The 19,505-nt window shown below is 42.4% G+C and carries 18 protein-coding genes and 4 tRNA genes; 14 read left to right on the top strand and 8 right to left on the bottom strand.

The features are described 5' to 3' along the window. Nucleotides 1–139: 139 nt before the first annotated feature. A complete protein-coding gene (locus FTU39_RS06805) occupies nt 140–2,455 on the top strand; it encodes a PhoX family phosphatase (RefSeq protein WP_180051901.1) in 2,316 nt (771 codons plus the stop codon). 40 nt (nt 2,456–2,495) lie between these two features. Here FTU39_RS06805 and FTU39_RS06800 read toward each other — a convergent pair whose 3' ends face one another. Then, nucleotides 2,496–3,278 (bottom strand): NRDE family protein, encoded by a 783-nt coding sequence (locus FTU39_RS06800; RefSeq protein WP_179995934.1) that lies wholly within the window; start codon nt 3,276–3,278, stop codon nt 2,496–2,498. 93 nt (nt 3,279–3,371) lie between these two features. Here FTU39_RS06800 and lgt point away from each other — a divergent pair, with 93 nt between their 5' ends. The 7 genes from lgt (at nt 3,372) to msrA (ending at nt 8,553) form a co-directional block, all read left to right on the top strand. After that, nucleotides 3,372–4,181 (top strand): prolipoprotein diacylglyceryl transferase, encoded by an 810-nt coding sequence (lgt, locus tag FTU39_RS06795; protein WP_180051900.1) that lies wholly within the window; start codon nt 3,372–3,374, stop codon nt 4,179–4,181. Nucleotides 4,182–4,292: 111 nt separating this feature from the next. Then, the gene (locus FTU39_RS06790; RefSeq protein WP_004974797.1) at nt 4,293–4,676 is read left to right on the top strand and encodes an AzlD domain-containing protein; all 384 of its coding nucleotides are present in this window, start codon (nt 4,293–4,295) and stop codon (nt 4,674–4,676) included. Between the two features lie 99 nt (nt 4,677–4,775). Beyond that, entirely contained in the window at nt 4,776–5,618 is an 843-nt protein-coding gene (thyA, locus tag FTU39_RS06785; protein ID WP_004974795.1) for a thymidylate synthase, read from the top strand. Between the two features lie 91 nt (nt 5,619–5,709). Beyond that, complete coding sequence (locus FTU39_RS06780; protein WP_004974792.1) at nt 5,710–6,222, top strand: dihydrofolate reductase; 513 nt, start codon at nt 5,710–5,712, stop codon at nt 6,220–6,222. A 70-nt stretch (nt 6,223–6,292) separates the two neighbouring features. Continuing rightward, entirely contained in the window at nt 6,293–7,348 is a 1,056-nt protein-coding gene (locus FTU39_RS06775) for a DUF4105 domain-containing protein (RefSeq protein WP_004974789.1), read from the top strand. A 153-nt stretch (nt 7,349–7,501) separates the two neighbouring features. Then, nucleotides 7,502–7,969: an META domain-containing protein gene (locus FTU39_RS06770; protein WP_004974787.1), complete on the top strand. Its 468-nt coding sequence runs from the start codon at nt 7,502–7,504 to the stop codon at nt 7,967–7,969. 62 nt (nt 7,970–8,031) lie between these two features. Continuing rightward, on the top strand, nt 8,032–8,553 hold the full coding sequence (msrA, locus tag FTU39_RS06765) for a peptide-methionine (S)-S-oxide reductase MsrA (RefSeq protein ID WP_070153293.1): 522 nt from the start codon (nt 8,032–8,034) through the stop codon (nt 8,551–8,553). A gap of 71 nt (nt 8,554–8,624) precedes the next feature. On the opposite strand, the gene FTU39_RS06760 is transcribed toward msrA, so the two are convergent. The 6 genes from FTU39_RS06760 to FTU39_RS06735 form a co-directional block, all read right to left on the bottom strand. Continuing rightward, the gene (locus tag FTU39_RS06760) at nt 8,625–9,263 is read right to left on the bottom strand and encodes a fumarylacetoacetate hydrolase family protein (RefSeq protein ID WP_179989935.1); all 639 of its coding nucleotides are present in this window, start codon (nt 9,261–9,263) and stop codon (nt 8,625–8,627) included. A gap of 40 nt (nt 9,264–9,303) precedes the next feature. Beyond that, entirely contained in the window at nt 9,304–9,801 is a 498-nt protein-coding gene (locus FTU39_RS06755) for a YcxB family protein (RefSeq protein WP_096901373.1), read from the bottom strand. A gap of 193 nt (nt 9,802–9,994) precedes the next feature. Continuing rightward, a tRNA-Arg gene (locus tag FTU39_RS06750) sits at nt 9,995–10,071 on the bottom strand. Nucleotides 10,072–10,283: 212 nt separating this feature from the next. Further along, nucleotides 10,284–10,360 (bottom strand) — tRNA-Arg (locus FTU39_RS06745). A gap of 49 nt (nt 10,361–10,409) precedes the next feature. After that, nucleotides 10,410–10,486, bottom strand: a tRNA-Arg gene (locus FTU39_RS06740). 15 nt (nt 10,487–10,501) lie between these two features. Then, nucleotides 10,502–10,591 (bottom strand) — tRNA-Ser (locus FTU39_RS06735). A gap of 264 nt (nt 10,592–10,855) precedes the next feature. Here FTU39_RS06735 and rnr point away from each other — a divergent pair. The 6 genes from rnr (at nt 10,856) to FTU39_RS06705 (ending at nt 17,734) form a co-directional block, all read left to right on the top strand. Continuing rightward, on the top strand, nt 10,856–13,279 hold the full coding sequence (gene rnr / locus FTU39_RS06730; RefSeq protein WP_180051899.1) for a ribonuclease R: 2,424 nt from the start codon (nt 10,856–10,858) through the stop codon (nt 13,277–13,279). A gap of 79 nt (nt 13,280–13,358) precedes the next feature. Next, the gene (locus tag FTU39_RS06725) at nt 13,359–13,943 is read left to right on the top strand and encodes a hypothetical protein (RefSeq protein ID WP_111885424.1); all 585 of its coding nucleotides are present in this window, start codon (nt 13,359–13,361) and stop codon (nt 13,941–13,943) included. A gap of 74 nt (nt 13,944–14,017) precedes the next feature. Beyond that, on the top strand, nt 14,018–16,057 hold the full coding sequence (locus tag FTU39_RS06720; protein WP_180008672.1) for a M3 family metallopeptidase: 2,040 nt from the start codon (nt 14,018–14,020) through the stop codon (nt 16,055–16,057). 40 nt (nt 16,058–16,097) lie between these two features. Continuing rightward, complete coding sequence (locus FTU39_RS06715) at nt 16,098–16,307, top strand: YheV family putative zinc ribbon protein (protein WP_171324836.1); 210 nt, start codon at nt 16,098–16,100, stop codon at nt 16,305–16,307. A gap of 21 nt (nt 16,308–16,328) precedes the next feature. Further along, a complete protein-coding gene (locus tag FTU39_RS06710; RefSeq protein WP_179995219.1) occupies nt 16,329–16,739 on the top strand; it encodes a hypothetical protein in 411 nt (136 codons plus the stop codon). Nucleotides 16,740–16,840: 101 nt separating this feature from the next. Next, nucleotides 16,841–17,734 (top strand): DMT family transporter, encoded by an 894-nt coding sequence (locus tag FTU39_RS06705; protein ID WP_180051898.1) that lies wholly within the window; start codon nt 16,841–16,843, stop codon nt 17,732–17,734. 115 nt (nt 17,735–17,849) lie between these two features. On the opposite strand, the gene FTU39_RS13990 is transcribed toward FTU39_RS06705, so the two are convergent. Continuing rightward, complete coding sequence (locus FTU39_RS13990; RefSeq protein WP_373682943.1) at nt 17,850–19,223, bottom strand: TRAP transporter large permease subunit; 1,374 nt, start codon at nt 19,221–19,223, stop codon at nt 17,850–17,852. Nucleotides 19,224–19,505 lie beyond the last annotated feature (282 nt).

The raw sequence follows: 19,505 nt of genomic DNA, 5'->3' as shown, positions 1-19,505 counted from the left end.
GTTGCTTCTTTTTTTGTGCGTGTAGATCACAACTGAACGGATTTAATCAGTTTGACACATAAGCTTAACCCGCATGTCATGTTTAGCCACTAATTTACATATAACTTTCAAACGACTAAGCAATTTGCTAGGAAAAAAAATGACTGATTTTATGCCTTACAATGAAGATCAAGAGTTAGATAATAACACTTCAGACAATACGCACTTTCGTGACATTCTAGAACAACGCATGAGCCGTCGCAGTTTAATTAAAAAAACTGCAAGCGGTGCAGCAGCTTTAGCTTTAGCTTCTTCTTTATCTGCATGTAGTGATGATGATGAAGATACAAATGTAACACCACCAACAAGTAAAGAAGAACCCAATACCAAGCCTGAAACATTAACATTTAAAGCTGTAGATAAAAATTTAAATGATATTGTTACTGTTCCTGAAGGTTACCAAGCAACTGTATTATATGCTTTAGGTGACTCAATCAATCCTTCTTATAGCAATTGGAATGCAGATGCAGATGTTCCATCTGGCCCAAGTTTCCAATTCCGCTCTGGTGACTGTCACGATGGCATGAGCTATTTTGGCTTAAGTACTAAAACTGGTCGTTATGATGAAAATGCATCAGATCATGGCTTATTGGTTTTGAACCACGAATATATCAACCAAACCTTCTTACATCCAAAAGGCGCAACTAAAAAGGATGGACGTCGCCCAGAAGATGAAGTGATTCGTGAAGTAAATGCACACGGTGTTTCAGTCGTTCATATTAAGAAAAATGCTGAAACTCAAGCTGTAGAGATTGTGAAGTCATCACCATTTAACCGTCGTATTACAGCTTCGACTGTCATGGATTTTGCAGGGCCTGTAGCTGGTTCTCCATTACTGCACACAGCATTCTCTCCCGCTGGTCGTCAAACTCGAGGCACACAAAATAACTGTGGTAATGGTTATACACCATGGGGCACTTATTTAACTGCTGAAGAAAATTTTATTGGTTATTTCCAACGCTCAGGTACAGACCAATACTCAGCCCGTAGTGAAGCTGAAAAAATAGCACTTAAACGCTATAGCTTAGGCTTAGAGATCTCTTATCAAACTGAAAAAAATGCAGACGGTAGTGTTAAACGTGATGCGAAAAACAACATCATTTATATTTTAGATGCTGATAGTAAAAAAATTCCAGAACGCGATGAGCAAGATCGCATCGTGTATTTGAATAAATCTTCACGCTATGGTTGGGAAACAGCAGAAGCTGGTTTTGAATCTCAAGACATGTATGATCGTTGGGCTGCTAACGTAACCAAAGAGTCTGCAACTCAAGACTATCGTAATGCGCCAAATACATTTGGCTGGATTGTAGAAATTGATCCATTCGATAGCCGCTCAAACCCAGTAAAACGTACTGCATTAGGTCGTTTTGCTCACGAAGACTGTCGCGCCAGCCGCGCAATTGAAGGGCAAAAATTTGCATTCTATATGGGCGATGACTCGCGCGGTGAGTACATCTACAAATTTGTATCAGATGCAACATGGGATCCTAAAGATGTGAATGGTGGCTATCGAGCTGGCGACAAATATATGAATTCAGGGAAATTCTATGTCGCTAAATTTAATGCATCAGGCACAGGAGAGTGGATTGAACTGGCTTATGGTAAAAATGGCTTAACCGAAACAAACGCTATTTACCCATTTAGCTCACAAGCGGATGTCCTTACTTTTGCTCGTCTTGCAGCAGATGCTGTAGGAGCTACAAAAATGGATCGTCCAGAATGGGTTGCTGTAAACCCTGAAAATGGTGAAGTGTACGTGACTTTAACCAATAACTCGAACCGTGGTTCAAGCTATGCAACAGATCCTGCAAACCCACGTAACTACACCGATCCTGAAGGTGGTAAAGGTAACGTCAATGGTCATATTATCCGCTTTAAAGAAGAGAATACTGCAGCAACATCATTTGAATGGGATATCTATCTATTTGGTGCTGAAGCAAGTATGGATCCGACAATTAACCTTTCTAATTTAAGCGATGCAAACGACTTCTCAAGTCCAGATGGTATGTGGTTTGACCCACGTGGTGTTCTTTGGATTCAAACAGATGATGGCGCATATACAGATGTTACAAACTGTATGATGTTAGCAGCACTACCTGGTCAAGTTGGTGATGGCGGTGTTGTAAAAACTGTTGGTGATCAAAGTACAATTGCTGGTGCTCAAGTCACCGATAAAAACTTACGTCGCTTCCTTGTTGGGCCAAAAGAATGTGAAATTACAGGTGTAACCATGACACCTGACTACAAAGCAATCTTTATTAACGTTCAGCACCCAGGTGAAGATTCAAAGAGTTTTGATGCGCCAAGCAGCCATTGGCCTGCAACACAAACTGACATGAACAATAAAACTGCACGTCCTCGTTCAGCAACGGTTGTCATCACCCGTAAAGACGGCAAAGCAATTGCTGGATAACATCCATAAATTAAAAATGCCGACATCACGTCGGCATTTTTTATGCCTCAATGTTCAACTGTTGCTGCACAATATCTCCCTTTTGCTCACCATATTGTGTTTTTTCCAGCCATGTAAATTGCTGCGCCTGCATACGTAAAAAATTGGAACAACGTGTACCGTAAAGTGGACTTTGAATAAAAGTCGATGACAACAACGCTTCCATCTCCAATGAAATCCCTGTTTGCGGTAACAATTCAGATGCAACTTTGCGTTCATCTTGCAAAATATCCCACGCCGCAGCATTTAGCTCTGCCGTTGCAAGATCAGGCAATTGCAGCATCGGTAAAAACTCCTGCGTAAAGCGTTTGCGTAAGCGTGCAGTTTTCTCCCAAGGGTCACTCATCAATCCATTCGACACCACATAAACGCCTTTAGCTAAAACCTGCGGCGCTTCTCCACGGTTACTCATGTACACCGCTTGAGTGGTGTCACCCACAAATAAATTAAAACCTGCATATTCACATTGCTGTTTTTCTAAGGCTTGCGCAAAACGGATAGGCGTTTGCTCAGATTCTAAAAAAGCCTGAATAATATGCCCGCGTGAGGTTGGATATTCACGAACATCATTCGCATCACGATAATTGGTAATCACTGCCCAACGACCCGACTGAGTAATGCCCATCCACGTACCGCCCGATTCTAAATCCTGCCCTGCAACAATTGGACTATGAAGCCATGCTGCCAGTGCTGCTGTCGGACGCCGATAAAACTCATCCCGATTTGAAATCAAACACAGTGGTGTGTCTGCCAAGACCTGCCAAGCCAATGCCACAATACACATAATTTAAACTCTTGATCTTTACACATTGAATGTACAACATTTTTCATCACATTCAGCTAAAATCTGTGCAAAACAGAATCACAAGGAACAGGAATGCTCACCTATCCAAATATTGACCCCGTTGCTATTTCGCTCGGGCCTTTGCAAGTCCATTGGTATGGCTTGATGTATTTACTGGCATTTTTATTTGCTTGGGGTTTGGCAACTTATCGTGCCAAACAACGTGGCTGGACTTCCGACATGGTGTCCGACCTGATCTTTTACGGCGCTTTGGGCGTGGTGATTGGTGGACGTGTCGGTTATGTCTTCTTTTATGGCTTTGAACAATTTTTGGCAAATCCGCTGTGGTTATTCCAAGTTTGGACAGGCGGCATGAGTTTCCACGGTGGCTTTCTGGGCGTGATTTTAGCCATGCTGTTCTGGTGTAAAAAATACAAAATGACGTGGTTTCAAACTCTGGATTTTATTGCCCCGTGTGTACCTACAGGTCTAATGTTTGGTCGTATTGGTAACTTTATTGGCGGTGAATTATATGGTCGCCCTGTGACCGATCCAAACTTTGCATTGGGGATGATTTTCCCAACCGATCCTTTGCAATTGGTACGTCATCCATCGCAGCTTTATCAAGCCTTATGCGAAGGTTTAATCCTGTTTGTTGTGCTGTGGTGGTTTAGTTCAAAGCCACGTCCACGCATGGCAGTATCAGCCCTATTCCTGATTGGTTATGGTTTGGCGCGCTTTGTTGTCGAATTTTTCCGCGAACCCGATCATGGTCAGCTCTTTATTGCATGGATGAGTAAGGGACAATTCCTGAGCTTACCAATGATTTTGGTCGGTTTCTGGATGATGTGGTATGCCTATCAAAAGAAAATTTATGATTGGGGGCCGCAAAAAAACAGCTAAGCTACTACCCATTTAAATGCAGGTTTCATCCATTCAGGCGAAGTCAATCTTCGCCTTTTTTATGCTACAGTGCTATCTATTACTTACACTTTTCAGACCTCAATATCTCACATGCTTGAATTTTGGTTTAACCCACAGGTTGCGGTCACAAAGAAAATTGCCCTGCTGATGGTGATCGCGCTGGTCACTGCAGCGGTATACTTCTTAGAACCCTTAAAGCTCGATGCGATTTTAATGTTTCTGGCCACAGGTATTGTTTTTTTAATTTGTCGTTACTGCAAAATTCATTTTACTGCACAACATCCCACAGGTTGGTTGGCACGACTATTGACTTGGATTCCACTGGCGTTGTTACTCGCAATAATTTTCATGCAGATTCAACACGGTGAAATTTTACTGTCGGGCGCTCAAGGCATTGGCTTTACCGCTTTGGCTATTTGCCTGTTTTCGCCGTTGGCTTTACTGCATCAACATCACGCTTCCGACACACAATAAAGTCACAACTTAAAAAACTCTGCTATTATTCTTTCTGATTTACTGGGCATCGAATTGCCCAAACAAAAAATATTCACTTTTGCTTGACCAGAGAACGCTATGCGCCAGTATTTAGACCTACTCCAACATATTCTTGACCATGGTGGCGACAAAGGTGACCGTACCGGAACAGGCACACGTTCAGTGTTTGGGCACCAAATGCGTTTTAACCTTGCACAAGGTTTTCCACTGCTGACTACCAAAAAAGTACATTTCCGTTCTATCGTAATTGAGCTGTTATGGTTTTTAAAAGGCGATACCAACGTCAAATATCTACAAGAACATAAAGTCAGTATTTGGGATGAATGGTCTACCGCAGAACAAACCGCGCGCTTTGGTCGTCCTGAAGGTGAACTTGGCCCAGTGTACGGACATCAATGGCGTAATTTTGGTGCAACACAAAAAGCCGATGGTCTGTATGAGCAAGATGGTTTTGACCAAATTGCATGGTTAATCAATGAAATTAAAACCAATCCAAATTCACGTCGTTTAATCGTGTCAGGCTGGAACCCGAAAGAAGCAGGTCAAGTTGCTTTACCGCCTTGCCATACTTTATTCCAGTTTTTTGTGCACAACGGCAAACTCTCATGCCAGCTATATCAACGCAGTGCCGATGTGTTTTTAGGCGTGCCTTTTAATATTGCCAGCTATGCTTTACTAACCCACATGATCGCGCAAGTCTGTGATTTAGAAGTCGGAGATTTTGTCTGGACAGGTGGCGATACGCATTTATATGCCAACCACTTTGAACAGGCACAGTTACAGCTAAGCCGTGAACCACTGGCGTTATGTCAGTTAAAACTCAATCCTGAAATCAAAGATATTTTCGATTTTAAATTTGAAGATATTGAAATTGTAGGCTATGAGTCACATCCTGCAATTAAAGCACCTGTCGCTGTTTAATTGCCTGTTGCTAGATTTATCATCTCAACATTTAAATTGCCCCAACGTCCCCAAAAGATGCTTGGCAGACTAAGAAAATACGAGCCTAATTATGTCATTTCAAAATTTAGAAGTTGTACACGTAGTCGCTATGGATCAACAACGCTGCATTGGTCAGGGTAACCAATTGCCGTGGCATATTTCGGCAGACTTAAAACACTTCAAAGAAATCACCCAAGGTGGCGTGGTGATTATGGGACGCAAAACCTTGGAGTCGATGGGACGCACCCTGCCTAAACGTGTCAATTGGGTGATTACCCGCGACCCAAACTGGGCATTTGAAGGCACAAAAGTGGCGCATAGCATTGAAGATGCCTTGCAACAAGCCGTTGCCGATGTTCAAGCCTCAGAAAAACCAAACACTTTATTTATTATTGGTGGTGGTGAAATTTTTAGCCAAACTATGCCGATTGCTGACCGTTTGGAACTGACGCATATTGAACTAGATGTTCAGGGAGATGCGCATTATCCTGCCATTCCTGCCGAGTTTAAAAAAGTGGCCTCAGAACAGCATGTCGATGAAAAATCAGGGATTGCCTTTGAGTTTGCCCGCTATCAAAAATAATGCTGACAGCCTTGGCAATATTTGATTATGATGACTTAAACGGAATTTAACTTTGCCTCAGGAATGGCGGATGCTGCATTTCATCTTCAGTTTAGGTGTCGTTCTTTCTTCTATTTGGCTCAGTATGGCCTTGTGGATTCATCAGCCTTTGGGTTGGTTAATGAGCCGTGTGCTGATTGGGACTTGGCTAGCCTTCACCCTCAGCATTTTGGGCATTTATATCACTCAGCATTTGCTCAGTCGCAATCAGGATATTTTGGTTTATCTTTTGGGTTTTACCTTGGGGCTGTTTTGGTATTTTGGGATGGATGCCAAGCAAGACCGTGACTGGAACCCTGAAGTAGCCCGTATGCTGCATTATGAACAAGTACAAGATCAGGTCACGCTGCACAATGTCCGCAATTTTGACTGGCATGCCGATGGTCGCTATACCGAACGTTGGGAAACCCGCCAATTTAACCTGAAACAGATTACGGGGGTGAATATCATCACCTCTTACTGGATGGGGCCAAAAATTGCGCATACCTTAGTCAGTTTTGACTTTGCCGATCAAGCGCCACTCACCTTTTCCATTGAAATTCGCAAAGAAAAACACGAAGAGTTTTCTGCGATTGGTGGCTTCTTTCGGCAATATGAACTCAGCCTTGTCGCTGCCGATGAAAAAGATATCATCTACACCCGCAGCAATATTCGGGGTGAGCAAGTTTATTTTTTCCCGATCCAGCTCAATCCACAAGAAGCACAAGCACTGTTTCAGGAATATCTGCATAAAGCCGATGCTTTAGCCGCCAAAGCGCGTTGGTATAATACGTTGACCAGTAATTGCACCACGCTGCTGTTTGACATGATTCAGGCAGTATCTCAAAAACGTTTCCCTGCCGACTATCGTCTGTTTGCTTCGGGTTATTTACCCAATTATTTATATGATTTGCATGCGCTGGATCATCGTTGGGATATGCAAACTTGGTATCAACGTGCCCACATTAACCCACGTGTGGAAAACTTAAAAGATATCCACAGCCAAGACTTTTCCGCGCTCATTCGACAAGGCGTGCAGCTCGATTCTTCAGCAAACATCAGCACGCCTTATTCGCATCCGACTTATCAGAACAAAGTGCTGCCCTGACCTATTTTGGTCATTTTGCGCAGATACAATCAATTCAGAGAAAAAACCACACCATATCTTGGAAAAAGTTGCAGCAAACATACAAATTTAACTAGAGCCACGGCGCATAATTTGTTTAGATAGCAACAATTTCAAAAAATTAGAGATCATTCCATGCTAAAAAAATACTTCGGGATCACCTTATTGGGTGCAATGATTGCTTTATCAGGATGTGAAACTATGCCAACTCAAACGAGTGCAAGCCAAATTAGCGCAATCAATCAAGCCAACTTAGTACAACGTACATGGACTGCTACGCAATTGGGCAACAGCATGTTAAAAACAGAAGCAAACCGCCAAAACTTGCCATATTTAAACTTTGATGCCGCCACACAAACAGTCACAGGTTCAGATAGTTGTAACCGACTCAGCGGTAGTTATGTCGCAGGACGTGACACCCTACAATTGGGGCAATTGGCAACCACGCGAATGGCTTGCTTAAATAACAACAACTTAGATCAGAAATTCCATGAAGCCCTAAATAAAGTGACGCATTATCAGGTCTATGGTAAAACCCTGAAATTGCTAGATCGCCATGGAAATTTACTGATTCAATTTGAAACACCAACGGCTGCACGTTAACGGCTAAGCCTAATAATAGACAGGCTTAAAATGGTTGATTCATAAAATATAAGGACAAAATCATGCAACAAGCATTGTTTGGTGGCGGATGTTTCTGGTGTGTCGAAGCCGTATTTTTACAACTGCAAGGCGTAGAAAAAGTCACCAGCGGTTATGCAGGTGGACATACCTTAAACCCAAGCTATGAAGATATTTGCCGTGGCGACAGCGGACATGCAGAAGTCATTTTGATTGATTTTGATGAGCAGCAGATCAGCTATTCACAATTACTTGAGGTGTTTTTTGCCACACACGACCCAACCACATTAAACCGTCAGGGCAATGATGTCGGCACACAATACCGCTCTGTGATTTATTATTTAGATGCTACACAGCAACAAGCTGCCACCGAGATGATTGCAGCATTACAAGCTGAAGGTGTGAATGTTGTGACTGAACTCAGTGCAGCACCTGAATTTTACCCTGCAGAAGACTATCATCAGAATTTCTTTGCCAAAAATCCAAATCAGGGCTACTGCAATTTTTCCATTCCACCGAAACTGAATAAATTACGCAGTAAATTTCAGCATTTACTGAAAGTATAACCATTGGATTTAAAAGCAAGTACAAAACGGTGATACTCATCTTTTGATGACATCACCGTTTACACCACTATTTATTTTACAAAAGTCGTCCAGACAAATGCCTGAGTACGTCCTTGTAAGGTCATCTTCAACTGATCGCCCGACTGTAATGCTGCCACCCCTGCAGGTGTACCAGTCATTACCACATCACCAGGTTCTAAACTAAATACTTGGCTAATATCTGCCAACAATGCCGCAATATCAAAAATCAATAAACTGGTATCGCCTTGCTGACGTAATTCATCATTAATGTCCAAACAATATTGCACGTTTTTCCAGTCCTGAATTTCCGATACATCCACCCAATCTGCCAACACACAAGAACCGTCAAACGCTTTGGCTCGTTCCCACGGCTGTCCTTTTTTCTTAAGTTCATCCTGCAATTCACGCAAAGTTAAATCCAAGCCCAAAGTCACTGCACCTACAGCATCCAATACTTTGGCAGGATCTGTGTCTGCATTTAAAGGCTGGTCAATGCGTAAACTCAATTCACATTCATAGTGACAATTGCCCCAGACCTTATTCCACGTAATCCCATCACTTAAACTGCGTAAACTGCTTGGCGGTTTAATAAATAACACAGGATGATCAGGTACAGCATTACCTAATTCTTTGGCATGGTCTGCATAACTGCGACCGACACAGACAATTTTAGATGGACGTGTACTCATGATCATCCTCAAATAACTCGTAAATTGGGAAAATTAAAACTTACTTTTTAAAAGTATTTTCAAAAACCGTTTGTTCTGCAGGCAGATTAAATGCACGTTTCGGTACAATCACCACTGTACGATTTTTTAATTCCAGCATATAGGTGAGTTTACCCACAGCGAAATTTTGCACCTCGTTATAATGAAATACCTGTTTACGACCATTGGCATACAGCTCGGCATAGTCCTGAAATAAATCAATGCCTTGCTCGCTTTTTCCAAATTGGTATTTTACAAACTGGCGTTTAAACATCATTGGCAAAAACCAATAACGCATTAAAGTTTGCAAGATTAAAAAGAAAGCACCGAGTGCAACATAATAGCGACCTACCCCATCGAAGCCCAAATAAAAGCCCCAAGCAATAATCGCCACACTAATCAACGGTGTAATAAAACGGGTAAATTGTTTTTTACCAAAAGTCGCAAGGGCAAAGCCGTCTTGAGATTCTTCTAAATTTAAAAAATAGCGCAAAGACAATGCTGGCTGCGTGTCAGACATAAGCTCATCATCAAGTCATTCAAATTGAGCTAAATCTTACACTAGATTGAGCACTTTCCTTATTTTTTTCGTGTTTATTCGCTCAAAGCCAGACGTAAAACAATGGTCATGCTTTTGACACAGAAATTTCATCATTTTTAGATAGTGTAGATGCAAAAAAACCGCATCAAAAGTGCGGTTTTTTATTTCAAGTTGGTGCGCTCAGAGAGATTCGAACTCCCGACCCCTTAGTTCGTAGCCAAGTGCTCTATCCAGCTGAGCTATGAGCGCGACGACTTGATGGGGTGCATTATACGTGTTTTTTTCTGGCTGTTAAGTATTAATTCATCATTTTGCAATCAAATGCACAGATATTGGACGATTCAAAAGAATTTTAACGTAAAACCATGAGTACGCTATTCTTTTTAATAAACTGATTATTGTTTGAGTTTACTAAATTTCAGGCACAAAAAAACCGCATTTAAGCGGTTGATTGTTCAAGTTGGTGCGCTCAGAGAGATTCGAACTCCCGACCCCTTAGTTCGTAGCCAAGTGCTCTATCCAGCTGAGCTATGAGCGCATTACTTGTGTGCCAATTTAGGCGATACGTTACTGTTCGGTTTACTTATTGGTGCGCTCAGAGAGATTCGAACTCCCGACCCCTTAGTTCGTAGCCAAGTGCTCTATCCAGCTGAGCTATGAGCGCGACATAAGTAAAGCGTGGCGGTGAGAGAGGGATTCGAACCCTCGATACAGTTACCCGTATGCGTCCTTAGCAGGGACGTGGTTTCAGCCACTCACCCATCTCACCGTAACGTGCCGCCATAATACAAATTAAGTGCTAGCACTGCAAGCTTCGATACCACAATTTTTGCATATTTTTGCTCAATTAAATATTTTTTAAACAATTTTCAGGATTCATCACCAGAATTACGCCTGAACTTTTGGCAATCGCTGCACAAAAACTAGAAACATCGTAAAATAACGACAGAAAACACATTATTGCAATCATTTACGTGCAGTCTTTCCGTACATGACTTATGCTAAACCTATCTTCTGACATGAAGTTTATTCCATGATGAAAAATTGGGTCGATCCTGAAGCGAAAGCTGAAGCCGAACGCTACGAAAATCCTATTCCAAGCCGTACCTTAATCTTAGAAACCATTGAAACCTTGCAGGCGGCACAGTCACATGCAGACTTGGTAGAGCATTTTGCGATTGCCGATCAAAAAAGTATTGATGCCCTGAGCCATCGTTTAATTGCCATGGTACGTGATGGTCAGCTCATGAAAGATGGATTCAAGTTCCAGCTGGCTGCAGAACAACCGACTCATGACGCCACGGTTTACATCAACAGTAAAGGTTTAGGCACAGCCAATATTGCAGGTCATGAAGATATTTTATTGCCTGAACGCGAACTACGTTTGGTGTTTAATGGCGATCAAGTCAAAGTCCGCCAGACTTCGGTAGATCGTAAAGGCAAGGCATGGGGCTTTATTACCGAAGTCACCCAGCGTCGTGTCAAACAAATCATTGGTAAATTGTCAGAATACGATGGTGAATATTTTATTCAGCCTGCCCAGCCAAATAGCCATCAACCCATTACCCTTGAAAAAGAATTAATTGAACATGCCCAAGTTAAATTGGGCGATTCTGTGCGCATTGCGATTGACGACTATCCAACCCGCGAAGAATTTGCCACAGGACATATTATTCAGTCGATGGCAGACAAAGCCGAAACTGAAATTATTATTCCGCAAACCATTTTAGAATTTGGTCTGCCGTATGAATTTCCTGAAGATGTCATTCAAGAAGCCGAAAGCTTTCAAGAACCGACAGCCCAAGACCGTGAAGGACGTGTTGATTTACGCGATTTAGCCTTAGTGACTATTGATGGTGAAGATGCCCGCGACTTTGACGATGCAGTATATGCAGAAAAACGTCCAGGCGGTGGTTACCGTGTCGTGGTCGCAATTGCCGATGTCAGCCATTATGTCCGTACAGGCAAACCGTTGGATGATGAAGCTCAGGAACGTGGGACTTCAGTCTATTTCCCGCATTTTGTATTACCGATGTTGCCTGAAGCTTTATCGAATGGCTTATGTTCGCTGAATCCGCAGGTTGACCGTTTGTGTATGGTCTGCGATTTAAAACTGTCACGCGCAGGTCGTGTCACAGGTTTTGAATTTTATCCATCGGTCATGCATTCCAAAGCACGTTTAACCTATACTCAAGTGGCACAATATTTTGAGGGTGATAGTGCGGCAATTCCAGAAGATCGGGAGGTGCGCAAATCATTAAATACTCTGTTCCAACTGTATCAAGTGCTGAAAGGTTTACGTGCTGAACGTCATGCCATGGAGTTTGAAACCGTTGAAACCTACATGACCTTTGATGAGTTAGGTGGAATTAAAGAAATTTTGCCGCGCAGCCGTAACGATGCGCATAAACTGATTGAAGAATGTATGTTACTCGCCAACGTCGCAGCAGCAGAATATGCACTCAAACATGATGTGCCGATGCTGTACCGTGTGCATGAACCGCCAGAGTTTTCACGTATTCAAAAAGTCCGTGATTTTGTCAAATTACTTGGGCTACATTTTCCAGAACAACCCACTCAGGCCGACTATCAAGCGGTGATTGAAGCCACTAAAGATCGTATTGATGCACCAAGTATTCACGCGGTGTTATTACGCTCAATGATGCAAGCCTATTATGGCGCCAATAATTCAGGTCACTATGGTTTAGCTTACGATGCCTACACGCATTTCACTTCACCAATCCGTCGCTACCCTGACCTATTGTTGCATCGTGCCATTAAAGCGCATTTAAAACAAAAACCATCACCACTTTCGGGCGCAGCTTTAGATGATGCAGGCGAACATTATTCTGCAACTGAACGTCGTGCCGATGAAGCCTCACGCTCTGTCACCACATGGCTAAAATGCCACTATATGCAGCAGCATTTGGGTGAAGAATTTGTGGGCGTAATTTCTGCAGTAGCCGAATTTGGTTTATTTGTTACTCTCAAAGACCTTTATGTCGATGGCATGATTCATGTCAGCCAGTTGGGCGATGACTTCTTTGTATTTGACCAAGCCAGCCAAAGTCTAATTGGACAAGCACGTGGTCAAAGCTTTAGCTTGGGCGATGAAGTTAAAATTAAAGTCGCGGCTGTCAATTTAGAAGATCGCAAAATTGATTTTGAGCTCATGCAGCAACTCACCCATGCAGGTCGTGCTATTCGTATGCGCGCACCGCGCGTGGCAAAACCGTTCGGCCGTGAAGCCACTGAAGAAGTTTTTTCTGAGCGTCCAAGCAAGGCGACTTTAAGTGAAAACGGTGAGCAACCTGTGCCGAAGAAAAAGCCAAAAAGCAAACCGAGCTCTTACGGTAAAAAAACCTCAGCGAAGTCGGAAGCTAAACCGAAAGACAAAGCCAAAAAAAAGACCAAGGTGAAAAAGAAAAAATCCAATGCCAAAGCAAAGGGTGAGTAAATTTTACTAAATAAAAAAGAGTGCTACGGCGCTCTTTTTCATTTAATATATCTCTATAAAAATAAACCACTTAAAAATCATGACATCACAGAAAATTACTAAATACTATTACCATGAATATGTAATATGCTTAGTCTTTGTACTTAGTATTTCAGCACTGATTGCTCTCTTTTTTATAGACTTCACCCCAACAAATCAAGTCAAAATCACAGCCTTCATTGTTGCAACGTTGATTTATTTGGCTGTTTTGATCTACTTTTATGTTCTGCATAGATACGGACAATGGATCATTCCACGTACATGGACAAATGTACAAAAAAAGCCAAAATTCTATTTTTTACTCCTCTTCCCTATTTTTGTAATTCTGTTTCTTTACTTAAATCTAGTTGTCTATCCTCCTCTGCTTCATACCCTAGTTTTGGGTACACCTACTGTGGTGACATTGGAAGCAAGCGCTGTTAAAAAACATGGTAAAAAAGGAAGTGTCTACTATTCTATTGAAACACCGTATGACTCTACTGGTATGTTTCGAATCAATGTAGATGAATATGAACACTACAAAAATCAAAATCTATTCATAAAATTATCGGTCATTGAGGGGCGCTTTGGCACCTACATCCAAGATATTCAATCTATCCACGGTGAAACAAGAGCGAATAAATAGCACCCAAGGCTTGATTTATCCTTCTAGAAGCCTTACTTCTACAAATAACACAGGAAATAAATCGGCAGACCGACATGACATTAGAAAAGGCAACTTTGCCTGTTCCACAATTTGACCAAATTACCCTTGCAGACTTAAAACAAAAGATTGAACAGAGCATTGCCCAAGGTCAGGCATTTTTAAAAGAATTAACGGATGTACCCGAATCCGTACAAGCACAACTACAAGTACTCGAACACGTCGATACCCTTGAAAATAACATGAGTGAAGCATGGGGCGTGCTTTCGCACCTCAATGCTGTCATGAATAATGCCGAAACACGTGAAGTTCATCAGGCTTTATTACCAAGTTTAAGTGAATACTACACACAACTTGGTCAACATACACCGTTATATCAAACCTATCAGCATCTACACGATGCTCCTATTTTTAGTGACCTACCTACAGCACAGCAAAGTGCGATTAAACTTGCACTGCGTGATTTCAAGCTTTCAGGTGTCGCTTTAGAAGGTGAAGCAAAAACACGTTATGCAGAAATTTCTTCACGTCTGTCACAGCTTTCTTCTGACTTCTCAAATCACGTGCTCGATGCTACACAAGCCTACTTCAAACCTTTAACTGAAGCGCAGCTCAAAGGACTACCTCAAGGCAGTATTGAACTTCTGAAACAATATGGTCAGCAACGCGAACTCGAACAGGCTGTAGCCACACTCGACTTCCCGTCTTATATTGCCATTATGACCTATGCAGAAGACCGCGAAGTGCGTGAAGCGCTCTATAAAGCCTATACCACACGTGCTTCTGATCAGGCAGACTCTGCTGAATTTGACAATACAGCAGTCATGGAAGAAATCTTGCGTTTACGTCAAGAAATGGCGCAATTGCTCGGTTTTAACAACTATGCAGAATTATCCCTTGCCAGCAAAATGGCACCAAGTGTCGAAGCAGTCGATCAATTCCTGCGTGAACTGGCAGAACATGCTCGTGCACCTGCAGAACAAGAAATTGCCGAACTCAAAGCCATTGCCGCCCAAGATGGGATTGATACCTTACAACCGTGGGATACAGGCTACTATTCTGAAAAATTAAAATTACAGCAATTTAACCTTTCACAAGAAATGTTAAAACCATATTTCCCTGCACCGAAAGTGGTTGAAGGTCTATTTAGCATCGTCAAGCGTTTATACGATGTCGATATTATTGAGCGCGCTGCCCCTGTTTGGCATCCTGATGCACGTTATTTTGAACTTGAAGATCAAGGTCAAGTGATTGGTGGTTTTTACTTTGATCTATATGCCCGTACAGGCAAACGCGGCGGCGCATGGATGAGTGGTTTCCGTTCACGCATGCAATTGGCACAAGGTTTACAAAAACCAATTTGCTATATGGTGTGTAACTTTACCCCACCTGTTGCAGACCAACCCGCGCTTTTAACGCATGATGAAGTCATCACCCTATTCCATGAATTTGGACATGGCTTACATCACATGCTAACTGAAGTAGATAATATTGCTGTGGCAGGTACACATGGTGTCGCTTGGGATGCGGTGGAATTACCAAGCCAATTCATGGAATTTTGGACTTGGGATCAAGATAGTTTAGATATGCTGAGTGCGCATATTGAAACCCAAGACACCCTGCCAGAACACCTGCTTAAAGCACTGTTAGATGCACGTTTCTTCCAGTCGGGAATGCAGAGCCTGCGCCAAATTGAATTTGCCCTGTTCGATTTAAGTATTCATCGCAGCAACCCTGCTTTAAATGCGGAACAGATTCAAGCCATGCTAGATGATATTCGTCAAAACTATGCCGTTGCGCCAACTACAGCTTACAACCGCTTCCAGCACAGCTTCAGCCATATTTTCGCAGGCGGCTATGCTGCAGGATATTATTCATACAAATGGGCAGAGGTTTTGGCCAGCGATGCCTTTGATCGCTTTGAAAATGAAGGGCTATTTAACACCGAAACTGGCAAGCAGTTTAGACAGTTTATTCTAGCAGTTGGCGGAAAAGATTCAGCGCTTGACGCATTTATCAATTTCCGCGGACGCGAGCCAAAAATAGACGCACTATTACGTCATCAAGGTTGGACGAACATAGTCAAAAACGCTTAAACTAAGAACTTTAGATGAAGTTAGGGGAGTCGTGATGACCATTAAACGTCGTTTCATTGCAGGCGCAAAATGTCCGAAATGTCAGGCGATGGATCGGGTTGTCATGCTCACCGCTGACGAAGCTGAATGGATCGAATGTATCGAGTGTGATTATACGGAAAACCGTCCAACACATATTGATGAACCTGAAATCCCAGAGGTTTCAGATGAAATTGGGGTGATCCAGTTTAAGCCGCGTCAGTCAAAGTAAAACAATAAGGTTCAACAACGCATGACTGAAGATCAACGACATAACCCTAAGCTTTTATGGGCGATTACGGGTGGGTTAATTATTGTCATTATTGCCGTATTTATCTTTCAATGGATGGGCGATAGCGACAATACTGCGCCTATAGAAACTGCCCCAACTACGGCGTCTGTAGCGAAAGCTGTACCTGCTAAAGCAACGCCATTGCAAGAAGATGAAGCAGCACCAAAACAGTTGGTCACAGAAGATTTACTCAAAGCACCTATATCTGAGAATGCAGCGCTTGCCAAAGAAGAAGTGGCTAAATTAGATGACATTCAAAATCAGCTGAATGATCAACGTGCCTTATTAAAACAGCAACATAACGATGCCGATGAATTGATTAAACTGAAAGAAGAACAAATCAAAATACTGGAAGCCCAACTGGCACAGTAAGCCTCCTCTGCTTCACATCAGTCATTTTAAAATACGATAAAGGGTCAGTGTTGTAGCCAATTTAAGCTAGAATAGCCAGAGGTTATTCTGGCTTTATTTGTATGACACCTTCTGGTTCTGCCCAACAAAATTTGCTCAAAGCAATTATGCTGTTGACCTGCTCTGCCTTTCTGTTTTCACTCATGGGAGTGTGCGTTCGTTACGCATCAGAAACGGTAGATAATGCCACAGTGGTATTTTTCCGTAATTTTATTGGTTTGTTTATTTTTATCCCGTTCATTTTCAATAAAGGCTTGGGCTTTTTTAAAACTGAAAAGTTATGGATGCACACTTGGCGTTCGGTGGTCGGCTTAACCGCCATGTATGGTTTTTTCTACGCGATTGCCAATCTAAAACTGTCCAATGCGATGGTCTTTACCTATTCATCGCCTATTTTTATTCCCTTAATTGCATGGCTATTCCTTAAAGAAAAAATCACCAAACCAATGCTATGGGCTGCGTTCATTGGTTTATTTGGCGTGTTATTTGTCGCCAAACCCGATGCAGGTATGTTTAATAGCATGTCCGCAATTGGACTCAGTGCCAGTTTTTTAGCAGCGATGGCTTTTGTCACGGTACGCGCCCTGACTCAAACCGAACCGCCTGAACGCATTGTGTTTTATTTTTGCATGATTGGGACACTCATTTCTGTTGTACCGATGTTCTGGTCATGGCGTCCTTACAACTTAAAAGAATTGAGTTTTTTAATTGGTGCAGGATTGCTGGCCAATATCAGTCAGATCTTTATGTCCAATGCCTACCGTCTTGCCCCTGCTGGGCAAATTGGCCCTGTCAATTACATTGCGATTATTTTTGCAGGGATTTGGGGCTTTAGCTTTTGGCATGAAACGCCAGACTTATTTAGTTTAATTGGCTTTGCCCTAATTTTGCTTGCCATTATTTTGTGCAGTCCACTGTTACAAAAACACCTGAATCACCACTCACCACATTCTTAATGCTGTTTTTGTATTCCCTACACATCAGCCTCATAAACCTTATAAAAAAACACCCCGTAGTGAACCACAGGGTGTTTTTAAATAATAAGATGACAGTGATTAAGTATCCATGTGCTTATTCATACCAGCCGAATAGCTTGAACGCATACGGTGCATAGGCAATAATCAACATCGCAGGAAGCATCACAATCATAGGCAAAATCCAACGCTCATAACGATAATAGAACGATTTATGACGAACTTCTGCATCGGCTGCAGCGACTTCTTCATCTCCAATCGACTGCCTTGCCAATAAGTGATTCAGCGCTACAGGTGGCGTCACATAGCCTAATTCAAAACCAATTAGGGTAATCATCCAGAAATGCGCAGGATGTATCCCATATTGATAAGCTACAGGCGCAACCGTTGCAGAAATTAGAATCACCGCACCGAATGGATCCATAATCATGCCCACAAAAATCATCAAGGCAACAATCAGGCTAATCACAATAAAGATGCTGCTAATGTCGGTTGGGAACGCTTCCATAATTTCAATGCGTTCTAAATAGCCACCTACACTGACTGAAAGCGCCATCAAAATTACCAATGCCCCAATATGTCCCACCGTTTCACTGGTCGATAAATGCAGAGCTTTGAAGAAACCATACTGACGCAATGGTGAATCAGGTGCAGTCAATAATGAGCGCTCAGATGAAGCTGCTGTCTGTTGTGCTACAGGCTTGTGATCTAAAGTCTGATCCCACTGCCCCATCGCTGGAATAGGCGCAGGTTCATGGCGCAATTTATCAAACAACACCATCATCAATAAAATAACCGGCATCATTACAGGTGCAGTAAATTCATTCATATTGGTGTCTAAAGCATATTTATAGAACAACCAAATCAACACAAAAATGAGGATATATGGTAGTACAGGGCCAAAAGCACGTAAGGACAATGGCGCAGCTATGTTCGGTGCAGCAATGCGGAATTTATTTTCAGCAAAGAACAACGAAATCACTAAAAATAGGGTTGAAGTCAGTAGGAACACATACAAACCATAGTGATACAGCATGTCCGTTGTGACTTCTTTATTCAGCGATGCCACCACAACAATCAATAGGCATGGACGAAGCACGACCCCCATTGAACCCGACATAGCTGTTGCCGCCAGTGCAAACTGACGTCGTCCACCCGCATTCCAAACTTCTTTATAAATGATCGCACCTGCAGCAATGACAAAAATCCCCGATGCACCGGTATAAGCCGTTGGTAATGCAGCAGCAATCAGAATCAGCCAGGTTAAAGTTTCAGGTGCCAAATTCCACGGACGCAGAATATTCAGGAACAAATCCACAATTCGGGTTTGTTTGAGCAACATCCCCGCCCAAATAAACAAAGCCAAGTTCAAGAAAATACTAGAGAATTCGACCAGTTGCCCTAGGTAAATCCCTTGCCCCATTGGATAATCCATCAGGAAGGTAAAAGAGAAACCCGTACTAATTGCCATATAGGCATACAAAGGTACGCTCAGGAAAGCAAGACCTAAACTACCGCCTTCACGGGTCGGTGCAGGTGGCTTAATAAGCTGGAATAAACTAATTAAAGTCAGAGTTGCAAACAGAATCATCCACATCCAGTAAATGATTTGCGTTTCACCACTCATCGGTACGCCTGAATTGAGTACTGAACGATATTGACTGATACTTGACGAGGTTAAGAAACCATTCGCCACCACCATTAAGGTCGAATACACCTTGAAGTCAATTTTGGTCGCAGGGCCACGTAAACC

Origin of the sequence: Acinetobacter sp. YH12099 (assembly GCF_013419195.1) — a bacterium.
GTDB classification, from domain to species: domain Bacteria; phylum Pseudomonadota; class Gammaproteobacteria; order Pseudomonadales; family Moraxellaceae; genus Acinetobacter; species Acinetobacter towneri.
This window is presented reverse-complemented; position numbering and strand designations above follow the sequence as displayed.